Raw genomic sequence first — 18203 nt, 5'->3', positions numbered from 1 at the left:
ATTTTTGAAAAAATACAATATATTTTTCCAAAATGTTACTTAAGTGGTGTTAAGGGGTTAAATTTATGCCTAGGCAGCAGATTTCTGAAAAACGTTTTTGGGTACAGCGACTTAGTAAAACAGCCTTAAGGGCTTTGCATATATTAGGCATTGCAGGTGCGGGTGGAGGGATATTATTAAACATTGATAAATCCCTTTGGTTAAATTATTGGTATCTCGCCATGAGCACCGGCAGCATATTAATGTTGTGGGAAATTATGCGGGATTGGCGTTGGTTAATTCAACTTAAGGGTGTGTTAACCCTTGGAAAATTAGGTTTGCTTTGTCTGTTTATCCCCCTTGCCAATTACAAGCCAGAGTTGTTTATCTTGGTGTTATTTTTATCTGTGATAGTCTCTCATGGCCCGTCTGGACTCAGACACTATTCGATAGTGCATCGCAAACAGATAGACACTAAAAAAGAGATAAAGGGATGACACACGCTACACTCTGCACAGCTTCGAGCTTAATTACCCAGTTTCAATGGCCCGAGCTTGCAGGGCTTAAGGTATTGGATTTAGCCTGTGGCTCTGGGCGAAATGGATTGTGGTTTCTGAATCAAGGCTGTGAAGTGACCTTTATCGACCAGGATTTGAGTACATTGGTCAAGCTAACACACGACAAAGCACATCAATGGCAGTGGAATTTAGAAGATGGCAGCGCCCCTCTGTTACCCCAAGACACTTTTGATATAGTGCTAGTCTTTAATTACTTACATCGGCCACTGTTCCCGCAAATTGCCGCTAGCCTTAAGCACGGTGGACTCATTGTCTATGAGACTTTTACGTGGCAACAGGCGGAAATTGGCCGCCCTCGCAATCCCGATTTTTTACTCAAAGAACACGAACTACAATCCGTATTTGCTAACTGGCAACCTTTGCATTACTTTGAAGGGCGGTTAAGCGATGCTGTTACGGGTATTGAAAGTGCTAAGGCGCAGTTGATCGCGCGAAAACCGCTCCAGTGATCCCATTTGGGGTCAACTGCCACCATAAGTATTAAATAAGTGTAAGAGGCCAAGGATGTTTCCGTATCCAGAGCAGTATCGTGTTGCCATGCCACCTATAACCACGGCGCTAATGGTGGCGTGGGCCCTGTTAAGTCACAGCTTGTTAGCCGATGCTAGCCCTTTTGCCTTGTATCCACTGTTTACCTTGTTTCCAGCTGTTATTGGGCTGCATTTATATTTGATTTGGCTTGCCAAAGGGATGAGTCGACTCGACCAATGTTTTTATGCCTTAGTGCATATTCCTCTGGCCTTTGTTGTGTGGACTTTCACTATTATGCATGTGAATGGTAATGCCTTTTCTTAAGCTTGATTGGTTCCCCTCAGCATCAGTGCATTAAAAATTGTAAATAAAAACGCCCCGAACTTCGGGGCGTTTTTTGGTTACACATTGAGCTAGGATTAGGCCGTAGTGTTGATATTGTGGCCGGTATTTCCCACGGGTTGAGGTGTTGCAGCGTTAATTAAATCAACGGCAATTTGACCTTCTGCCTTTTGCTGCTCTTTGGCTAACTGCGCCACTTTAACGCCAACGGCACCGTTTTCTAAGTTGGGCGTGATAGCTTGGGTGTTCAGTGAAATAGACATAACTAACCTCAATTGTAAGCTGAGTCTTTGTATCGGCAAGCTCAGGTTTTACTTTAGTCCGTTATCCCAAGTTTGCCAATCCAAAGCCGAGCGTTAATGCTTATACTGCCTTGTTGGCTTTTGCCGTCAGTAACTTGCGACTTAGCACTATGATGAAGGTGAGCCCTAAAGAGCCTAGGATTAACCCCAGTGCCAGCCCAACACTCTGTAGCGCAGTGGGATCAATCACTAGCGCAACCCCCATACCAAACATCATCACACCCGACATCAGCTTGAGTGCTTGGCCTTCTTTTTCGGTCAGTTTACGTTTGCCTAAGGTCGCACTAAACACAATCACAATAATTGCCAGTGGGATCACATAAACAATATTGTATAAAACCAGATACATATAGCGCTCAATCTCAGGCAGGTTATGCATGGATAGTACGCTGGTATAAATCATTGGGAAGCCTGCGGTGCAGAGCAGTTCGTAGGCATTGGCTAAAATCGCCAGTACAGTCGATCCCAGAATTAAGGCGCCTAAACTACTGGAATTAGAGAGTTTCCCCATGCGTTTGATCAGGCTCGTACGGTTTTCAGCTGACATTGAGAGGGTGACTTCTCCTTTAGTAAAGAAGTAGTCTTTTACGTTAATGGTGCCTGCGATCAAGGCTAAGACCCCGGCCGCTAAGATGATCATTCCACCATCACTACCTGCTCCTAGCAGTTTGAAGATATTCAGCCATGCCGTCATAAACAGGAAATAAATAAAGCCAGAGAAGAACACGAAGATACCGCCGACTAACAGCATACGGCTACGGCTCTTCGCATTAACCATAATCGACAGTAAAAACAGCAATACGAAGAAGGCGCAAGGGTTAAAGGCATCGACGCCAGCAAGTACTAACGTTAGCAGCGGGAGTGACATCGTCTCGGGAGTGACCACTCCGACAAGTGGTAATTCAACGGGTTGTACTTCAGCTTGGTCGGTACTTGCCAGGCTAGTTGCATCACAGGTTCCTTCACCTGAGTCGGTTCCGCAAGTGCCAAACAGAGGTTCACTATTGGTCGGTGCAGTTGACGCAGCTCCCTTTGTTGGCATATCCGCTTCGCTTAGCTGACCACCTAAGGATAAGTAACAATTCTTCAAACGATTAACGAGGAACTCGCCAGTAACCGCTTCGCTGGAATAACCGATAATGGCTTTTTCGCAGCTCGCCATATAAGGAACTGAGCGGGCTTCTGTGGCGGTTTTGGCGGCAATATTTTGCCAAATATCCTGTACGCCAGGTGCAGAAACCATATGGGATTCAAGTTCTATCCACGGATATTTTTGCGGTAGTGAATCAATAAAAGGGTGAGCTTGTGCGCAGTGTGGACAGGTTTTCGACCAAAAAAAGTAGAGTTTAATCTTAAGCTCACCTTGGGCGTTGACATAATGCCACGTTTGATCGGAAGTATTTGGGGTGTCGGCCCAACTAGGTGCACTGAGCATTGCTAATGCGAGAGAGCATAGCAGAGCGAATTGGGTTAAGTATTTAGTCATAGTGCCTCCACAATTGTGGACAAGATGTGTTTTAAATGGATTTCTGACTATTACTCTACTGAATTCAATCCTTTTGATTAAATTAAGCATTAAGAAATGTTAGTTAACTCGCGATTAACTGGTTTTTGGGAAGTGAGGCAGGTTTACTGTTGGGGAAATAAGCTGCGAATAACTGAAAAGCACCCCAAGGTGCTTTTCAGTCTATGGTTAAGCGCTTAGTTTAACGCTATGCCATTAACACTCAGTTTTACATCGATATTATTACGTGTAGCGTTAGAATATGGACACACTTGATGGGCATGTTGTACTAAGGCTTCGGCTTCAGCTTGCGGCAGGTCAAGATTGACTTCTAGGGCAACGGTTAAGGCAAAACCTCCCGCATCATTGGCGCCAATGCCAACCACAGCACTGACAGGCGCTTCAGTAATGGCCACTTTGCCGATTTTGGCAACGTGCAAAACCGCATTAGAGAAACAAGCCGCATAACCTGCTGCAAACAGTTGCTCAGGGTTCGTTGCTAATCCACTTCCGCCCATTGCCTTTGGATAGGCGAGTGCTACATCGAGTAACCCATCATCGGTACTGACTTGGCCTTGACGACCTGCTCTGGCGGTTGCTCGGGTTTCATACAATGTTTTCATGTTTAGATCCTCAGTGTTTAAATGGTTAATTTAAGTTGTGCGCAATTTAATTGTGATAAACTATAGTTCGATCTTTAGTGTGAATGCAAGTATATTGTGCGCAATATATTTAAGTTTTTTGGAATGACTATGCCAAGCTCTGAGTTAACTTCAATGGAAAACGCGTTAGAAATGTCTGAAACCACCAATACAGACAATGTGTTATGCCTAGAGAATCAAGTTTGTTTTTCTCTATACAGTGCAGCAAATGCCATGGTGCGTGCCTATCGTCCTATGCTTGATAAGCTAGATTTAACCTATCCCCAATATTTGGTCATGCTAGTGTTGTGGCAGGAGCAGGGGATTAGCGTGAAGACCTTAGGGGATAAATTATTTCTCGATTCGGGTACATTGACGCCGTTACTTAAACGTTTAGAGTCGAAGGGATTAGTGAGTCGCGGTCGTAGCGAACAGGATGAAAGGGTTCGGGTACTCAGTTTAACTTCTGCTGGTCAGGCGTTAAAGCAACAGGCCAGTGAGATCCCGCATTTAATGCGCTGTAAAATTGGGGCTGAAATTGATGATCTTAAGGCGCTAAAAGCCATGTGTGATAAAGCATTGGCAAAGTTGCACAGTGTAGATTAGGTATCTCTATTCGAAAGAATTGGGATATGTTAGCCAGAAGCACGTCAGGATGGATAAAACCTCTATGAGTTCATTCGATATTGCTATTATCGGTGGTGGCATCAGCGGTGTCGGCATTGCCCAATATGCCGCAGCGGCAGGGTATTCAACTTTACTTATTGAAAAAGGTGAGATTGGCGGCCAAACCTCAGCCAATTCCAGTAAGCTTATCCACGGTGGCCTACGTTACCTTGAGAGTGGGCAAGTTAATCTCGTGCGTAAGTCACTGCTTGAGCGACGTAATTTACTGGATCTGGCGCCTAGCTTAGTCAAACCCGTTCCTTTCTACATTCCCGTCTATCAGGACAGTCAACGCAATCCGTTGACGATACGTGCTGGGCTGAGTTTATATGCATTGTTGAGTGAATTTGATCCGCTTGGGCGTTTTGTCTCTATTCCCGCAGTGCATTGGCATCGTTTTAACGGGCTTAAACTCACTGGGTTAAAAGCGGTATTCCAATACTGGGATGCACAAACCGACGATAAATTACTCACTCAAGCAGTGGCGCGAAGCGCTCAAGCACTTGGCGCGCAGATCTATGCCGAGGCAGAGTTTTTGCAGCTCAATCATTTACGGGAACATATTGAGCTTAGCTTTCGCCATTGCGGCCAAGTACAACAAATTGATGCCAAGCTGGTGATAAATGCCGCTGGCCCTTGGGTTAATCAGGTATTAGCTAACGTTGAGCCGCCTCTTGCGGGTGTTGAAATCGATTGGGTACAGGGTGCGCATTTATTGCTCGACTTGCCTGCACCAGAGGGGATTTTATATTTAGAATCCTGCTTCGATAAGCGGGTGATTTTTGTGATGCCTTGGTATGGACAAATGCTCATTGGCACCACTGAAACAGTGCTGACATCCATCGATACCCCTTCCCAAGTAACGGAATCTGAAACTCATTACCTCTTAGGTATTTATCGTCATTACTTCCCACTTTCCCCATCGATTGAGGAGCTTAAGGCTAAGATAGTGCAAACCTATTGCGGCGTGCGAGTGCTACCTAAACAGGCTAGTTCCGCTTTTGAGCGGCCTCGGGATACCTTAATGCAAACCTCAGTTTCGCATCCAAGGCTGCTGAGTTTATATGGTGGCAAGCTCACGACCTTTAGAAGCACTTCTGCTGAAGTAATTGAATGGATTGAACAAAAGTTAGGAAAACGCTCGCCAATTGCCGATGTAGATTCGCTAAGGTTAACTTAAAACAGCCTCGCATTTGGCCTGATTCTGTGGTTCAAGGTGATTTTTCGGCATAAAAACGCTAAAGTGTGGCGCTTTTTGACTGTGGCCTTGACTGTGTTGGTTATGCTTCAGTTGTCATCTCAATTTCACTCGCCATCTCAATAGATAAGATAGACGGGAACTGCTGTGGGTACGATGCTGTGAGTACATTAGTGCAATGTGGGTATTTTGAACGAGGCCAATGCCAATCCTGTCGCCATATTACGCTGCCCATGGCGCAGCAATTGGCGGCGAAAACCCAAGAATTGCAGCAATTGTTAGCTCCTTTTGTTGATCAAACTAATACCCAATTTTTGCCGCCCGTAGTGGGCGAAGACCAAGGTTTTCGTAACAAGGCGAAAATGGTGGTGCTTGGCGCGGCTCATGCGCCTGTACTGGGGATTGTCAGCCCAAATGGCGAGGCGGTAAGTCTTTGTGGCTGCTTGCTGTATCCTGCTGATATGCAAGCGTTGCTCCACCGTCTGGAGCGTTTTGTGCAGCAAGCGGGTATCCCGCCGTATCGTATCGATAAAGCCAAGGGCGAGCTTAAGTTTATTCTACTGACGCGCAGCCAAGTACGCGGCGAATATATGCTGCGTTTTGTGCTGCGCTCATTCGATGCCATTGCCCGTATTGAACGGGAATTACCCGCGTTGCTGGCTGAATATCCACAAATCAGCGTCGTATCGGTAAATATTCAGCCCATTCATATGGCGATCCTTGAAGGGGATGAGGAAATTTTCTTAACTGAAAATACTCGTCTTGAAGAGCGCTTTAACGATGTGCCGTTATTTATTCGCCCAAAAAGCTTTTTTCAAACGAATCCACAGGTTGCTGCAAAACTGTATCAAACCGCCCGTGAGTGGGTTGGCGAATTTGCGCCAAACTCGCTGTGGGATTTATTTTGTGGTGTGGGCGGTTTTGGTTTGCACTGTGCCTCCAAAGATATCCCATTAACTGGGATTGAAATCGAAGCTGAGGCGATTGCTTGCGCGAAGATGTCGGCGCAACTGATGGGGCTGGATAACGTGCAGTTTATGGCGCTCGACTCCACCGATTTTGCCAAGGGTGATGCGGCGCAAACAAAGCCCGATTTGATTATTGTTAATCCGCCGCGTCGTGGGATTGGTGAGTCCCTGTGTCACGCCTTAAGTGAATTTGCCCCTAGGGCGATGTTGTATTCCAGTTGTAATCCCAAAACCCTTGCTAAAGATCTCGCCCATATTCGTGGCTATCGATTAACTAAGGTGCAGTTATTCGATCTCTTTCCCCATTCGGATCATTTCGAAGTCTTAGCCATGTTGGTAAAAGATTAAGCGATCTAAATGAATGATCTCCTGAGCAGTAGATCGCTATAGTCAATTTAGAAGTCGATAAAAAGGAATTTTGCTCATTTTACCTTTGGTTGAGTATTTTTGTGTCTTGCTGATTTAGCTTTCATTAAACTGTCTTTTTAGTGACATAATCTTGTTCACTTTATGCGTCGAAGGGCAAAGTTTATGCTACAGATATTCTTACGTTTTTTTTCTCTTGGTCTGATGAGCTTTGGTGGGCCAGCGGCGCATATTGGTTATTTTCGCCAGACCTTTGTCAACGAACTCGCCTGGCTTGATGATAAACGTTATGCCAGTTTTGTAGCCTTAAGCCAATTTATGCCGGGGCCGGGATCGAGTCAGGTGGGGTTTGCCATTGGTTATCATCGTGGTGGGCTTTTAGGGGCGATAGCCGCCTTTGCTGGATTTACCTTGCCTTCCTTCGTGCTGATGTATTTGTTGGCGGTGACGACTGCCGCTTGGTTAGGTAACGAGTACATGCAAGGCATTGTGCATGGCTTAAAACTGCTGGCCGTCGTGGTTGTCGCAGATGCAGTATTGGCGATGTTTAAGCAATTTTGTCAACGGCAAACGGCGCGTTTACTCATGCTCGGTAGTGCCGCTGCGATACTCATTCTGCCTTTCTTATGGACACAAATCACCTTACTGTTGCTTGCTGCCATTTTAGGTATGTCATTCCTGAGTGCGACTGAGACCGAGTCCAGTAAAAATGAACCGATTAGGTTAAATTACCTGAGCTTAGGATTATTCTTTGTCTTATTTGTGGCGAGTTTTTTTGCCTTAAATCTGGGGATTGAAGCAGGGATTTTTGGTGAGTTTTTTCGTGTCGGGAGTTTAGTCTTTGGTGGCGGCCATGTGGTGCTGCCACTGCTTGAAACCGCTGTGGGTGATACGATGAGCGGCGATCGTTTTCTCACCGGATACGCCTTTGCCCAAGCCGTGCCTGGGCCTATGTTTACCTTTGCCACCTTCCTTGGCGCTGAGATGATGCTAGACAATCCCTTTGTCGGTGCGGCCATCGCAACTGTAGCAATATTCTTACCGGGATTTTTATTGATGCTGGTGGGCTTAAAAAGTTGGCATGCGATTGCCGCAAGGCCCAAGATTGCCGGCATGCTCTCGGGCATAAATGCCTGTGTGGTGGGATTATTGGCGGCTGCGCTGTATCAACCTGTATTTACCCAAGGGGTGTTATCTGCGGTGGATATGGCTGTTGTCTTGCTTGGTTTTGGTGCATTAAAACTCTTTAAACCGCAGATGTTGTTACTGGTCTTAGGTTTTAGCCTATGTGGCATAGGACTGATATTATTAGCTTAAAATCAGTTGAGTATAATTTTTATCCTCTATAGAAAATTTTGTTAACCCAAGCGCTAAGTGGATGCACCTTTTTGGCTATACTTCGACCATATAAAAAATATAAATTACATCACTCTGGAGTAAGCAAGCATGTCGAATTTAAGCCTGCGTAATAAATTACTGCTGTTATCTTTGTTTCCCCTCATCTTGACCTTATTAGTGTTAATGACCGTTTCCTACTATGTCGAACAGGAATCTCTCGCGGAAGAGGTCGTGACCTTTAGAACAAAATTAGTGGGCGAACGTAAACAACAAATTAAAGAAGCGACCGAAATTGCCGCCGGAATTGTGCAATACCAATTGTCCTTAAAGGAGCAAGGTAATGTGAATCAAGCATTACGAGATATTCGTTTTGGCAGTGCTGGTTACTTCTTTATGTATGATTCTCAAGGTAAAAATATATTCCATGCTTTATTACCTAATTTAGAAGGTCAAAACAAAATCGATATGACCGACCCGCGCGGCACCAAGATTATTGTTGGTTTGCTGGATGCGGCTAAACGGGGTGATGGTAACTTTTCTTACTATTATCAGAAGCCTAATACCAATGAGCAAATTGAGAAGATAAGCTACGTGATGATGGTTCCAGGTACAGACTGGATGTTAGGAACTGGCGCTTATATTGATGATATTGAAGCCGTAGTTGAAGATTATCGTCAAACTGTGACTGAACAGATGGCTGAGAAATCGTTTATGATCCTCCTCATCGCCATTGTGTTAACGGGGATTACGGCGTTTATGATTATGGTCGCCGCCCATCGAATGGTCGTGCCGATCAAAAATATGGCTGATAATCTTAATGATATTGCTAAGGGTGAAGGGGATTTAACTAAACGCTTAACAGTTAAAGGTGAAGACGAGATTGCTCAATTAGGTCGAGCTTTTAACTTGTTTGTCGATAAGCTACAAACCATTATCGGTGATGTGGCGAATGCGACCGCCAAAGTCAAAACGGCAGCCAATGCGATTCATGACCAAACGAAAGTGATGTCACACCAACTGCTCAGTCACAACAATGAGACTGACCAAGTCGTTACCGCGATTACTGAAATGTCATCTACCGCGAGTGAAGTCGCGCAAAACACCACCCAAGTGGCCGAAGCTACTCAAGCGGCGACAGGTGATGTAGCTAACGCTCAGCGCTGTGTTGATGCATCATTGGAAGAAATTGCTGGATTGATGGCGCAAATTAATAATGCCGCGGGCAGTATCAAATCGTTGAGTGAACAATCGCAGAAGATTAACAGCGTATTGTCGGTGATTGGTGGCATTGCCGAGCAAACCAACTTGCTCGCTCTTAACGCAGCCATTGAAGCCGCCCGAGCAGGTGAACAGGGACGGGGTTTTGCCGTGGTAGCCGATGAGGTACGTAACTTAGCCAGCCGAACTCAGGCAAGTACCTTAGAAATTAATGAAATGCTATCTGAGCTGCATAAGCTGGTCTCGCAGGCGGTGAAAACCATGGACGAGAGTCAGCAGAGTTGTGTGCGCTCGGTTGAATCTTCCCGTGCTATTTCTGAAAGCTTAGGTTCGGTTACCTCGGCGGTAACGGCAATTAACGATATGAGTACCCAAATTGCCACCGCGGCGACTGAGCAAAGCTCTGTGACCGAGGAAATTAACCGTAACGTTTATGCTATCCAAGAAATCGTGAATGAGCTGCTGCATTCCAGTGAAGATGCGGCAAGGGTGAGTCAGACTGTGTCGCAGGAAGGGACCAATCTTGGCAAGTTAGTTGGGCAGTTTAAAATTTAATACTGATTAATTATTGAGTTATAAAATAAAACGGGAGATAACATCTCCCGTTTTTTATATCCATTTATTGAGTCGTATCCCCAAATATCTGTTTAGGCTGGTTCGATAACCCGCTTAGTCACCTTTTCAACTCTTACTGCGCAAACCTTATATTCAGGGATATAAGCCACGGGATCTAAGGCATTGATGGTGAGTTTGTTCGCTGCGGCTTCGACAAAATGGAACGGCAAGAACAGTACACCGGCTTGGGCGCGTTTAGTCACAAAGGCATCTATCTCAATCTCGCCGCGGCGGGTGATAAGGCTAATTTTGTCGCCATTATTTATCCCGAGTTGCTCGGCATCATAGACTGAAATCATCACTTTAGGTGCGCCGAGTAAATCCAGTCCCGGTGTTTTACGGGTGAGTGTACCTGTGTGGAATTGTTCTAAGAGCCGCCCCGTTGATAGCGTCAGTGGGTACTCGTTGCAGGGCATTTCGGCGGGAAGACGATAACTGACGGGCGTAAATAAGCCTAAACCGCGGGTGAATTGACTCTGGTGCATAATCGGTGTTCCCGGATGATTTTCATCTGGACAGGGCCATTGAATACCCTGAGGCACTTTACCCTCTGCACTTGTGGTTAATCTTTCCCAACGAATACCGCGATACTGGGGTGTTAATACATTGATTTCAGACCAAATAGCCTCTTCATCTTTGTAATCCCAGTTTGCGCCCATGGCATTAGCCAGCGCTTGTACGATCTGCCAATCGGGTAAGGCTTCCCCCGGTGAGGCAAGCGCTTGCTCGAGTCGCTGCACGCGACGTTCGGTGTTGGTAAAGTGACCGCGTTTTTCTACAAAAGCGGCGGCGGGCAAGACCACATGGGCAAGCTCGGCCGTCTCGGTTAAAAAGATATCCTGCACTACCAGAAAATCGATTTGACTCAGTGCATTAAGCACATGAGCTTGATCGGGATCGCTCAGCACTGGATTTTCACCCATCACATATAAGGCTTTGATTTTGCCCTCGGCAATGTCGTGCATCATGTGGGTTGCCGTGACGCCAATTTCCCCCGATAACGGCGTTTGCCAGTGGTTTTCGAAGCGCATTCTGGCATGAATATCCGTGACCTTTTGATAGCCTGTGAAGTAGTTGGGTAATGCACCCATATCACAAGCCCCTTGCACATTACTCTGGCCGCGTAGCGGATTGATACCCGCCCCTGATACTCCGATATTGCCGCAGAGTAGTTGCAGGTTAGAAATGGCGGTGACGTTATCGTGGCCTGTCGTATGCTGAGTGATGCCCATGGCGTAGTAAACTGCCGTTTTTTGTGCAGTGCCTATGGTACGCGCGATGCGGGCGATATCCTCAGCTTTAACACCTGTGATTAGGGCGGCGTTTTCGAGGGAGTAATCCTCCTTCGCTAATTCCGCATAGAGGCCCTCGATCCCTTCAGTACGCTCGGCGATATAGGCTTTATCTTGCCAATCGTGGCGAATAATTTCCGCCATAATGGCGTTTAATAGCATCACATCCGTGCCCGGTCTGTGGGCAACATAGAGTTCGGCCTTTTCTGCTATGCCTACGCGTTTAGGATCGGCCACGATTAATCGTGCGCCGTGCTGCATTACCGCCTGCTGGATTTTTGAGGCAATAATCGGATGGGCGCAGGTGGTGTCTGAACCGATGATAAAGATAACATCCGAGTCCTTAATACTTGGAATATCATTGGTCATCGCGCCACTACCAATACTCTGCTGTAAGCCCGTTACCGTCGATGAGTGGCATAGGCGGGCGCAGTGATCGATATTATTGGTACCAAGAACGCTGCGGACAAACTTTTGCAGCACAAAGTTATCTTCGTTAGTCGCTTTGGCAGAGGCGAGACTAGCGATCGCGTTGCTGCCATCTTGCTGTTTTATCTCGGTTAAGCGTTTCGCCACATAGGCGATGGCTTCGGGCCAACTACAAGGTTGTAGTTCGCCATTTTTACGTATTAATGGTGTCGTGAGGCGTTTGTCGCTGTGAATAAAATCGAAACCAAAACGCCCTTTAACACATAACATGCCTTGGTTAACAACCGAGTCTTTATTGCCTTCGATATGGCGAATGCGACTGGTGTTAGGGTCAATTTTAAGATCCAGACGACAGCCTACACCGCAGTAAGTACAAATCGTCGAGGCGGTTTTAAGTGCTGTTTTATCGCCTTGGCGTTTGTCCCGCGCATCGACCAGTGCGCCAGTGGGACACACCTGCACGCAGTTGCCACATTGTACACAGCGACTATCGGCCATGCTCGCGCTAAAGCCAACTCTCGGCGCGCGGCGCACGAGGCTTTGACTGATTTCCTGTGGCAGCGCCTGATAGGAATCTTCGGTAAATTGGATGGCGCAGTGGCCGCTCTGCTGCTGGCACACATCAACGCATTTGCCGCAGCTAATGCAACGGTTAGCATCGAATTGAATAAAGGGTGAACTCTTATCTACGCTGAAATGCCGTGCATTTTCAGTGGATAAGCTTTTGCTCTCAACACCGTAATCCGTAGCGTAATCCCTTAGTTTACAGTCGGTATTGGTCTGGCAGGCGCACTCAAGGCAACGCGCCGCCTCTTGCATAGCGGCATCTGTGGGAAAGCCCAATTCGACTTCACTGTAATTCAGCAGCCGTTGTAGTGCTGTTAATTCGGGCATTTTCAAGCGGGGCTGACGTGGCGTATGGGGATAAAGCGTTGGTGCGGCTTCTGATGTTGTTTTTGCTTGCTTAAGGGCGCTCGGAATGGTTTTTACCGAGTTAAAATCGTGGGCATGTAAATCACAGCTAAGGCCAATTTGAAGCATTTTATCAATGGCTTTTGCCGCTTTCCGGCCATCACCAATGGCGGCAACCGCGGTGGCTGGGCCGCGGCGGGCATCGCCCATCACAAACAGTTTTTCCACACCCGATGACATGGTTTGCTCACAACCAATGAGGGTGTTCCAGCGACTGAGTGCCAGCTCGCCATGGCTGAGTTGCCCCATGGGATCTTGCATAAAGCTCAGGTCTGGTGCCTGCGAGACGGCGGCGATAACAGTGTCGAAGGCTTCGGTAAAGGTTTCCCCAGTGTCCACGGGGGCGCGTCTGCCTGAAGCATCGGCTTCGCCGAGCGCCATTTTGCTGAAGGTGACCGACTGTACATGTCCATTGGCATCACTATGATTTTCAATGGGATTGGTTAAGAAGTGGAATTTTACTCCTTCGACTTCGGCCTCGTGTACTTCGTAGGCTTCGGCGGGCATTTCGGCGCGGGTACGGCGGTAGATTAAGGTAACATCGCAGCCTTCACGTACCGCTGTACGAGCACAATCGATGGCGGTATTGCCGCCGCCGATGACTGCGACTTTTTTACCCAACTTCAATTGCTTATCGAGGCAATGATCCTTAAGAAAATCTACTCCAAGATAACAGCCCGCCAGCTCCGAGCCTTTATAATTCATTGGCACCGCTTTTTGGGCGCCGATCGCAAGGCACACCGCATCGAAGTCGGTGACCAACTGGGCTAAGTGAACCTCATGGCCGAGGCGAGTTTGGGTATGAATGATTAAACCATTACGGCACAGCAGCTCGATTTCTTTATCGAGAATCGCCTTGGGTAAACGGTATTCGGGAATACCGTAGCGCAGCCAACCGCCCGCCTTGGGCATGGCTTCAAATATCTCGACATTATGCCCTTGATTAGAAAGATAATAACCCGCACTTAAGCCCGCAGGGCCTGCGCCTATAATGGCAATTTTCTTACCCGTGTCAGCGAGGCGTGGCGGTTGATAGCTATTGCCGTGCTCGTCATCGGCTAAATCTAAATCGGCAGCGTGGCGCTTAAGTTGGCGGATGGCAATAGGGTCGTCGACGAGGCCGCGGCGGCATTCGGTTTCGCAAAACGCGGGGCAGACACGGCCAATCGACAGCGGCAGTGGCAGAGTGTCTTTAATGACTTTAATCGCTTGGGTGTGGTCACCTTGGGCAATGTGGTAGAGATAACTTTGTACATCGACCCCCGCAGGGCAGGCCTGTTGGCAGGGCGCTTCACAATCGGCAAAGTGATCACTCAAGATGGTGTTCAGTGCCGCTTGGCGCTGTTTGGTTAAATATGCCGATTGGGTGATGACCTTCATGCCTGTTTGGGCTGGGGTTTCACAGGCTTTAACGCAGCGCAGACTGGCATCGCTATTTTCGATTTGCACCAGACAAAGGTTACAGTCCTGCTTTTCGGCATGGGCTTGCGTGTCCAATTGCCGTGAGGCGTCAGTGGGATCGCACAGGCTGGGAATAGCAATACCCGCCTTACGGGCTGCGTGTAATAGGTTATCGCTCGGCTCGGCCGAGACTATCTGATTATCGATTCGAAGTTCTATCATCCCATGGCCTTTTATATTTGTAGGGTGCTTGCTGCATGGCAGGCTTAAGGTGGATTTGAGTATAACTAGAGCGCTTTAGAAGACGCTTATGGTCGAGGGAAGTTTGATGCTAAATTGCTGCTGTCATCACAAACAGGTGTCAGACTGTGCGCTGATGAAAGTTTATTGGTGTAATACTGTGATTATCTCAGCATTTTATATGTGTTTTATCTGTATCTTGTTTAATTCTATGCGGTTTTTAGTGATTATCACTGTTTAGTAAACTCAATTTTTAATTGAATTGGGGCGTCAAGCTGGCAATTTCATGTAAGATCACAGTCTTAACTCGGCTTTGTTTGTTAATCTGCCGACCCTAACGGTGCTTTTTATGCTGATAAAATCGCAGTGAAACGCTATCACGCCCTAGGTTTACCAGCGTTGTTAGGTTAAAATGCGCGGTTGCAATTACCGTTAAGCGCCGCCGCTTTTGATGGAAAACCCGTAAAGTGGCAACAATAAAGCGAAGTTAAAAATCCATGTTTGAAGTTAATCCAGTAAAATTCAAAATTAAGGAGCTTGCCGAGCGTACGCAGCTTCTTAGGGGGTATCTTTGACTACGATGCTAAGCATGAGCGTCTAGAAGAAGTCAGCCGTGAACTTGAAAGTTCTGAGGTGTGGAACGAGCCAGAACGTGCTCAAGCCCTAGGTAAAGAGCGCGCCAGCCTCGAAGCCGTCGTAAAAACTATCGATGATATGGACTCAGGTCTTGAAGATGTTGAAGGTCTGCTAGAGCTTGCTATCGAAGAAGAAGACGAAGACACCTTCAATGAAACCACCAAAGAGCTGGATTATTTAGAGAGCCGTTTGGCCGAACTCGAATTCCGCCGTATGTTCTCTGGTCAACATGACGCCTCCGATTGTTACTTAGACATTCAATCGGGCAGTGGCGGTACAGAGGCACAGGACTGGGCCAACATGGTACTGCGTATGTACCTGCGTTGGGGCGAAGCCCACGGATTCAGCCCTGAGCTGATGGAAGTCACTGACGGTGACGTCGCCGGCATTAAGGGCGCGACCATTAAATTTACCGGTGAGTATGCGTTCGGTTGGTTACGTACAGAGACGGGCGTGCACCGCTTAGTGCGTAAATCGCCATTTGACTCATCGGGTCGTCGCCACACGTCTTTCTGCTCGGTATTCGTTTACCCTGAGATTGATGACGATATCACTATCGATATCAACCCTGCTGACTTACGTATCGACGTATACCGCGCCTCGGGTGCCGGTGGTCAGCACGTAAACCGAACCGAATCTGCGGTACGTATTACCCACTTACCGACCAACACGGTAGTGCAGTGCCAGAACGACCGTTCACAGCACAAGAACAAAGATTCGGCGATGAAACAGTTAAAAGCCAAACTGTTCGAATTAGAAATGCATAAGCAAAATGCCGAAAAGCAAGCCGCCGAAGATGCCAAATCTGACATCGGTTGGGGCAGCCAAATTCGTTCTTATGTATTGGATGATTCCCGTATTAAAGACTTACGCACTAGCGTGGAGACGCGCAATACCCAAGCGGTACTCGATGGCGATCTGGACAAGTTTATCGAAGCCAGTTTGAAATCAGGACTGTAATTAATTCAAAGGTATAGACGAGAAATAAGATGACTGAACAAGTACAAGATGAAAACAAACTGATTGCCGAGCGTCGTGCCAAGCTAGACAGCATTCGCCCGAACTGCAGCGCTAATGCTCACCCTAATACGTTCCGTCGCACCCATAAAGCGGCTGAGTTGCAGGAAAAATACGGTCAAAATACTAAGGAAGAACTCGAAGCCTTAGGTTTTAGAACCAGCATCGCTGGTCGTATCATGGCAAAACGTGGCCCATTCCTGGTGATCCAAGACGTGTCTGGTCGTATCCAAGCTTATGCTGAAAAGGGCGTTCAAGCGGATCTGAAGGATCGTTACCAAGGTTTGGATATCGGTGACATCATCGGCGTGACTGGTCAGTTGCACTTGTCTGGTAAAGGCGATCTGTACGTCAACATGGAAGAGTACCAACTGCTGACCAAAGCACTGCGTCCTCTGCCTGAAAAATTCCACGGCTTAACGGACCAAGAAACCCGTTACCGCCAACGTTATGTGGACTTAATCGTTAACGAAGAATCTCGTCAAGCCTTCGTAATGCGTTCAAAAGTGGTTGCTGCAATCCGTAACTTCATGATCAAAAAAGAGTTCATGGAAGTTGAAACCCCAATGATGCACGTAATCCCAGGCGGCGCTTCAGCCCGTCCATTTATCACTCACCACAATGCGCTGGACATGCCAATGTACCTGCGCATCGCGCCAGAGTTATACCTCAAGCGTTTAGTGGTAGGTGGTTTTGAGCGTGTTTTCGAAATCAACCGTAACTTCCGTAACGAAGGTCTGTCGCCACGCCATAACCCAGAATTCACTATGATGGAATTCTATATGGCCTATGCTGACTACAAAGATCTGATGGACTTAACCGAAGAACTGTTAAGCTCTATCGCGATTGAACTGTTAGGCAGTGCGCAAATGCCATACGGCGAGCACACCGTTGATTTCGGTGGCCCATATGCCCGTTTAAGCATGTTAGAAGCGATTCAGAAGTACAATCCTGACAACGCGACTATCCAAGCCATGACTTACGAGCAAGTGAAAGATCTTGAATTCATGCGTGAACTGGCTATCAGCCTAGGCATCAAGATCGAGAAGTTCTGGACCTGTGGTCAACTATTAGAAGAAATCTTCGGTGAAACCGCTGAATGGCAGTTAATGCAACCGACCTTCATCACTGGCTACCCAGCGGACATTTCGCCACTGGCACGTCGTAACGATGACAATCACTTCATTACCGACCGTTTTGAATTCTTCATCGGTGGCCGTGAAGTGGCTAACGGTTTCAGCGAGTTAAACGATGCTGAAGACCAAGACAGCCGCTTTAAAGCGCAGGTTGACGCCAAAGACGCAGGTGACGACGAAGCCATGTTCTACGATGCAGACTACATCACGGCACTGGAACACGGTTTACCGCCAACAGCGGGTCAAGGTATTGGTATCGACCGTTTAGTGATGTTATTTACTAACACTCACACTATCCGTGATGTGATCCTATTCCCAGCAATGCGCCCACAAGCCTAAGTGCGGTATTGGGTTGCAGATAAAACCTGCGACCCAATGGCATTGGATAAATATAAAAAAACCAGCCATTTGGCTGGTTTTTCTATTATATGTTCAATTACTTACAGTAGGTTGACTCGACCATATAAGACACTGTGTGCCCAATAACATAACGCGAAGACATATATGCATTAATCTGCCTTTCACACCATTGCATAGCATCTCCTTTGCTTTCATAACCGTTTCCTGGAGCGTTCCAACATTGCTTAAGGTCATTATCTTTGTCAGCGGCAAACGTTGCTTGTGAACTTATGATCTTGCAGGAGTTGTAGGTTGACTTCGATGAACCATCAGAGTTACTTCCTCCGCAACCTGATAATGCAAATGCTGATATTAAAACAAACATTAATTTCATTTTAAAATTTGTGCTTTTCATTTATATGCATTCTCAGTTCTTAATTGTAATTGATGATTTACAGGCAACTTCGAAGTAGTCATGAAGAGTATCTTTAAATTGAATCTCAACAAAGCCATACCCAGTACAGTTAAAAATAGCCCCAGAATTATTTTCTAATG

General features: G+C 46.9%; 14 protein-coding genes. 10 read left to right on the top strand and 4 right to left on the bottom strand.

The window, feature by feature from the left end:
- The first annotated feature begins 65 nt into the window (after window positions 1-65).
- From MMG82_RS20010 to MMG82_RS20000, 3 genes are read left to right on the top strand one after another with little or no spacing between them, the layout of a single operon-like run.
- On the top strand, window positions 66-476 hold the full coding sequence (locus tag MMG82_RS20010; protein ID WP_047538262.1) for a hypothetical protein: 411 nt from the start codon (window positions 66-68) through the stop codon (window positions 474-476).
- Window positions 473-1006: a class I SAM-dependent methyltransferase gene (locus MMG82_RS20005; protein ID WP_037414669.1), complete on the top strand. Its 534-nt coding sequence runs from the start codon at window positions 473-475 to the stop codon at window positions 1004-1006. The genes MMG82_RS20010 and MMG82_RS20005 overlap by 4 nt, the downstream gene beginning before the upstream one ends.
- A 55-nt stretch (window positions 1007-1061) precedes the next feature.
- Window positions 1062-1352: a hypothetical protein gene (locus MMG82_RS20000; protein ID WP_037414668.1), complete on the top strand. Its 291-nt coding sequence runs from the start codon at window positions 1062-1064 to the stop codon at window positions 1350-1352.
- 95 nt (window positions 1353-1447) lie between these two features.
- Here the strand turns inward: MMG82_RS20000 and MMG82_RS19995 are convergent, their stop codons facing one another.
- The 3 genes from MMG82_RS19995 to MMG82_RS19985 form a co-directional block, all read right to left on the bottom strand.
- The gene (locus tag MMG82_RS19995) at window positions 1448-1633 is read right to left on the bottom strand and encodes a hypothetical protein (protein WP_011621607.1); all 186 of its coding nucleotides are present in this window, start codon (window positions 1631-1633) and stop codon (window positions 1448-1450) included.
- A gap of 100 nt (window positions 1634-1733) precedes the next feature.
- The gene (locus MMG82_RS19990) at window positions 1734-3158 is read right to left on the bottom strand and encodes a cytochrome c biosynthesis protein (RefSeq protein ID WP_037414667.1); all 1425 of its coding nucleotides are present in this window, start codon (window positions 3156-3158) and stop codon (window positions 1734-1736) included.
- A gap of 215 nt (window positions 3159-3373) precedes the next feature.
- Entirely contained in the window at window positions 3374-3799 is a 426-nt protein-coding gene (locus MMG82_RS19985) for an organic hydroperoxide resistance protein (protein ID WP_047538267.1), read from the bottom strand.
- Between the two features lie 129 nt (window positions 3800-3928).
- On the opposite strand from MMG82_RS19985, the gene ohrR reads away from it, so the two are divergent.
- The 5 genes from ohrR (at window position 3929) to MMG82_RS19960 (ending at window position 10126) form a co-directional block, all read left to right on the top strand.
- Window positions 3929-4423 carry a hydroperoxide resistance transcriptional regulator OhrR gene (ohrR, locus tag MMG82_RS19980; RefSeq protein ID WP_241407325.1) on the top strand — a complete coding sequence of 165 codons (495 nt, stop codon included), beginning with the start codon at window positions 3929-3931 and terminating at the stop codon, window positions 4421-4423.
- 64 nt (window positions 4424-4487) lie between these two features.
- Complete coding sequence (locus MMG82_RS19975) at window positions 4488-5663, top strand: FAD-dependent oxidoreductase (protein WP_241407326.1); 1176 nt, start codon at window positions 4488-4490, stop codon at window positions 5661-5663.
- 179 nt (window positions 5664-5842) lie between these two features.
- Complete coding sequence (gene rlmC, locus MMG82_RS19970; RefSeq protein WP_241407324.1) at window positions 5843-6997, top strand: 23S rRNA (uracil(747)-C(5))-methyltransferase RlmC; 1155 nt, start codon at window positions 5843-5845, stop codon at window positions 6995-6997.
- A 183-nt stretch (window positions 6998-7180) separates the two neighbouring features.
- Entirely contained in the window at window positions 7181-8332 is a 1152-nt protein-coding gene (gene chrA / locus MMG82_RS19965) for a chromate efflux transporter (RefSeq protein ID WP_037414656.1), read from the top strand.
- A 129-nt stretch (window positions 8333-8461) separates the two neighbouring features.
- Window positions 8462-10126: a methyl-accepting chemotaxis protein gene (locus tag MMG82_RS19960; protein ID WP_047538276.1), complete on the top strand. Its 1665-nt coding sequence runs from the start codon at window positions 8462-8464 to the stop codon at window positions 10124-10126.
- A 92-nt stretch (window positions 10127-10218) separates the two neighbouring features.
- Here MMG82_RS19960 and fdhF read toward each other — a convergent pair whose 3' ends face one another.
- The gene (gene fdhF, locus MMG82_RS19955) at window positions 10219-14502 is read right to left on the bottom strand and encodes a formate dehydrogenase subunit alpha (protein WP_241407323.1); all 4284 of its coding nucleotides are present in this window, start codon (window positions 14500-14502) and stop codon (window positions 10219-10221) included.
- 515 nt (window positions 14503-15017) lie between these two features.
- Here fdhF and prfB point away from each other — a divergent pair.
- A protein-coding gene (gene prfB / locus MMG82_RS19950; protein WP_161808781.1) for a peptide chain release factor 2 occupies window positions 15018-16116 on the top strand; the annotation gives its coding sequence in 2 pieces (ribosomal slippage) (window positions 15018-15092 and window positions 15094-16116; 1098 coding nt in all).
- A gap of 29 nt (window positions 16117-16145) precedes the next feature.
- On the top strand, window positions 16146-17648 hold the full coding sequence (gene lysS / locus MMG82_RS19945; protein WP_011788273.1) for a lysine--tRNA ligase: 1503 nt from the start codon (window positions 16146-16148) through the stop codon (window positions 17646-17648).
- Window positions 17649-18203 lie beyond the last annotated feature (555 nt).

It is taken from the genome of Shewanella sp. MM_2022_3 (genome assembly GCF_022557375.1).
GTDB lineage: Bacteria > Pseudomonadota > Gammaproteobacteria > Enterobacterales > Shewanellaceae > Shewanella > Shewanella xiamenensis.
This window is presented reverse-complemented; position numbering and strand designations above follow the sequence as displayed.

Excerpts from the sequence above, each read along its gene's own strand:
- MMG82_RS19985 (WP_047538267.1), bottom strand. The coding sequence starts at position 3,799 with ATGAAAACATTGTATGAAACCCGAGCAACCGCCAGAGCAGGTCGTCAA.
- ohrR (WP_241407325.1), top strand. The coding sequence starts at position 3,929 with ATGCCAAGCTCTGAGTTAACTTCAATGGAAAACGCGTTAGAAATGTCT.
- MMG82_RS19975 (WP_241407326.1), top strand. The coding sequence starts at position 4,488 with ATGAGTTCATTCGATATTGCTATTATCGGTGGTGGCATCAGCGGTGTC.
- chrA (WP_037414656.1), top strand. The coding sequence starts at position 7,181 with ATGCTACAGATATTCTTACGTTTTTTTTCTCTTGGTCTGATGAGCTTT.
- MMG82_RS19960 (WP_047538276.1), top strand. The coding sequence starts at position 8,462 with ATGTCGAATTTAAGCCTGCGTAATAAATTACTGCTGTTATCTTTGTTT.
- MMG82_RS19990 (WP_037414667.1), bottom strand. The coding sequence starts at position 3,158 with ATGACTAAATACTTAACCCAATTCGCTCTGCTATGCTCTCTCGCATTA.
- MMG82_RS20000 (WP_037414668.1), top strand. The coding sequence starts at position 1,062 with ATGTTTCCGTATCCAGAGCAGTATCGTGTTGCCATGCCACCTATAACC.
- MMG82_RS20010 (WP_047538262.1), top strand. The coding sequence starts at position 66 with ATGCCTAGGCAGCAGATTTCTGAAAAACGTTTTTGGGTACAGCGACTT.
- MMG82_RS19995 (WP_011621607.1), bottom strand. The coding sequence starts at position 1,633 with ATGTCTATTTCACTGAACACCCAAGCTATCACGCCCAACTTAGAAAAC.
- lysS (WP_011788273.1), top strand. The coding sequence starts at position 16,146 with ATGACTGAACAAGTACAAGATGAAAACAAACTGATTGCCGAGCGTCGT.
- MMG82_RS20005 (WP_037414669.1), top strand. The coding sequence starts at position 473 with ATGACACACGCTACACTCTGCACAGCTTCGAGCTTAATTACCCAGTTT.
- fdhF (WP_241407323.1), bottom strand. The coding sequence starts at position 14,502 with ATGATAGAACTTCGAATCGATAATCAGATAGTCTCGGCCGAGCCGAGC.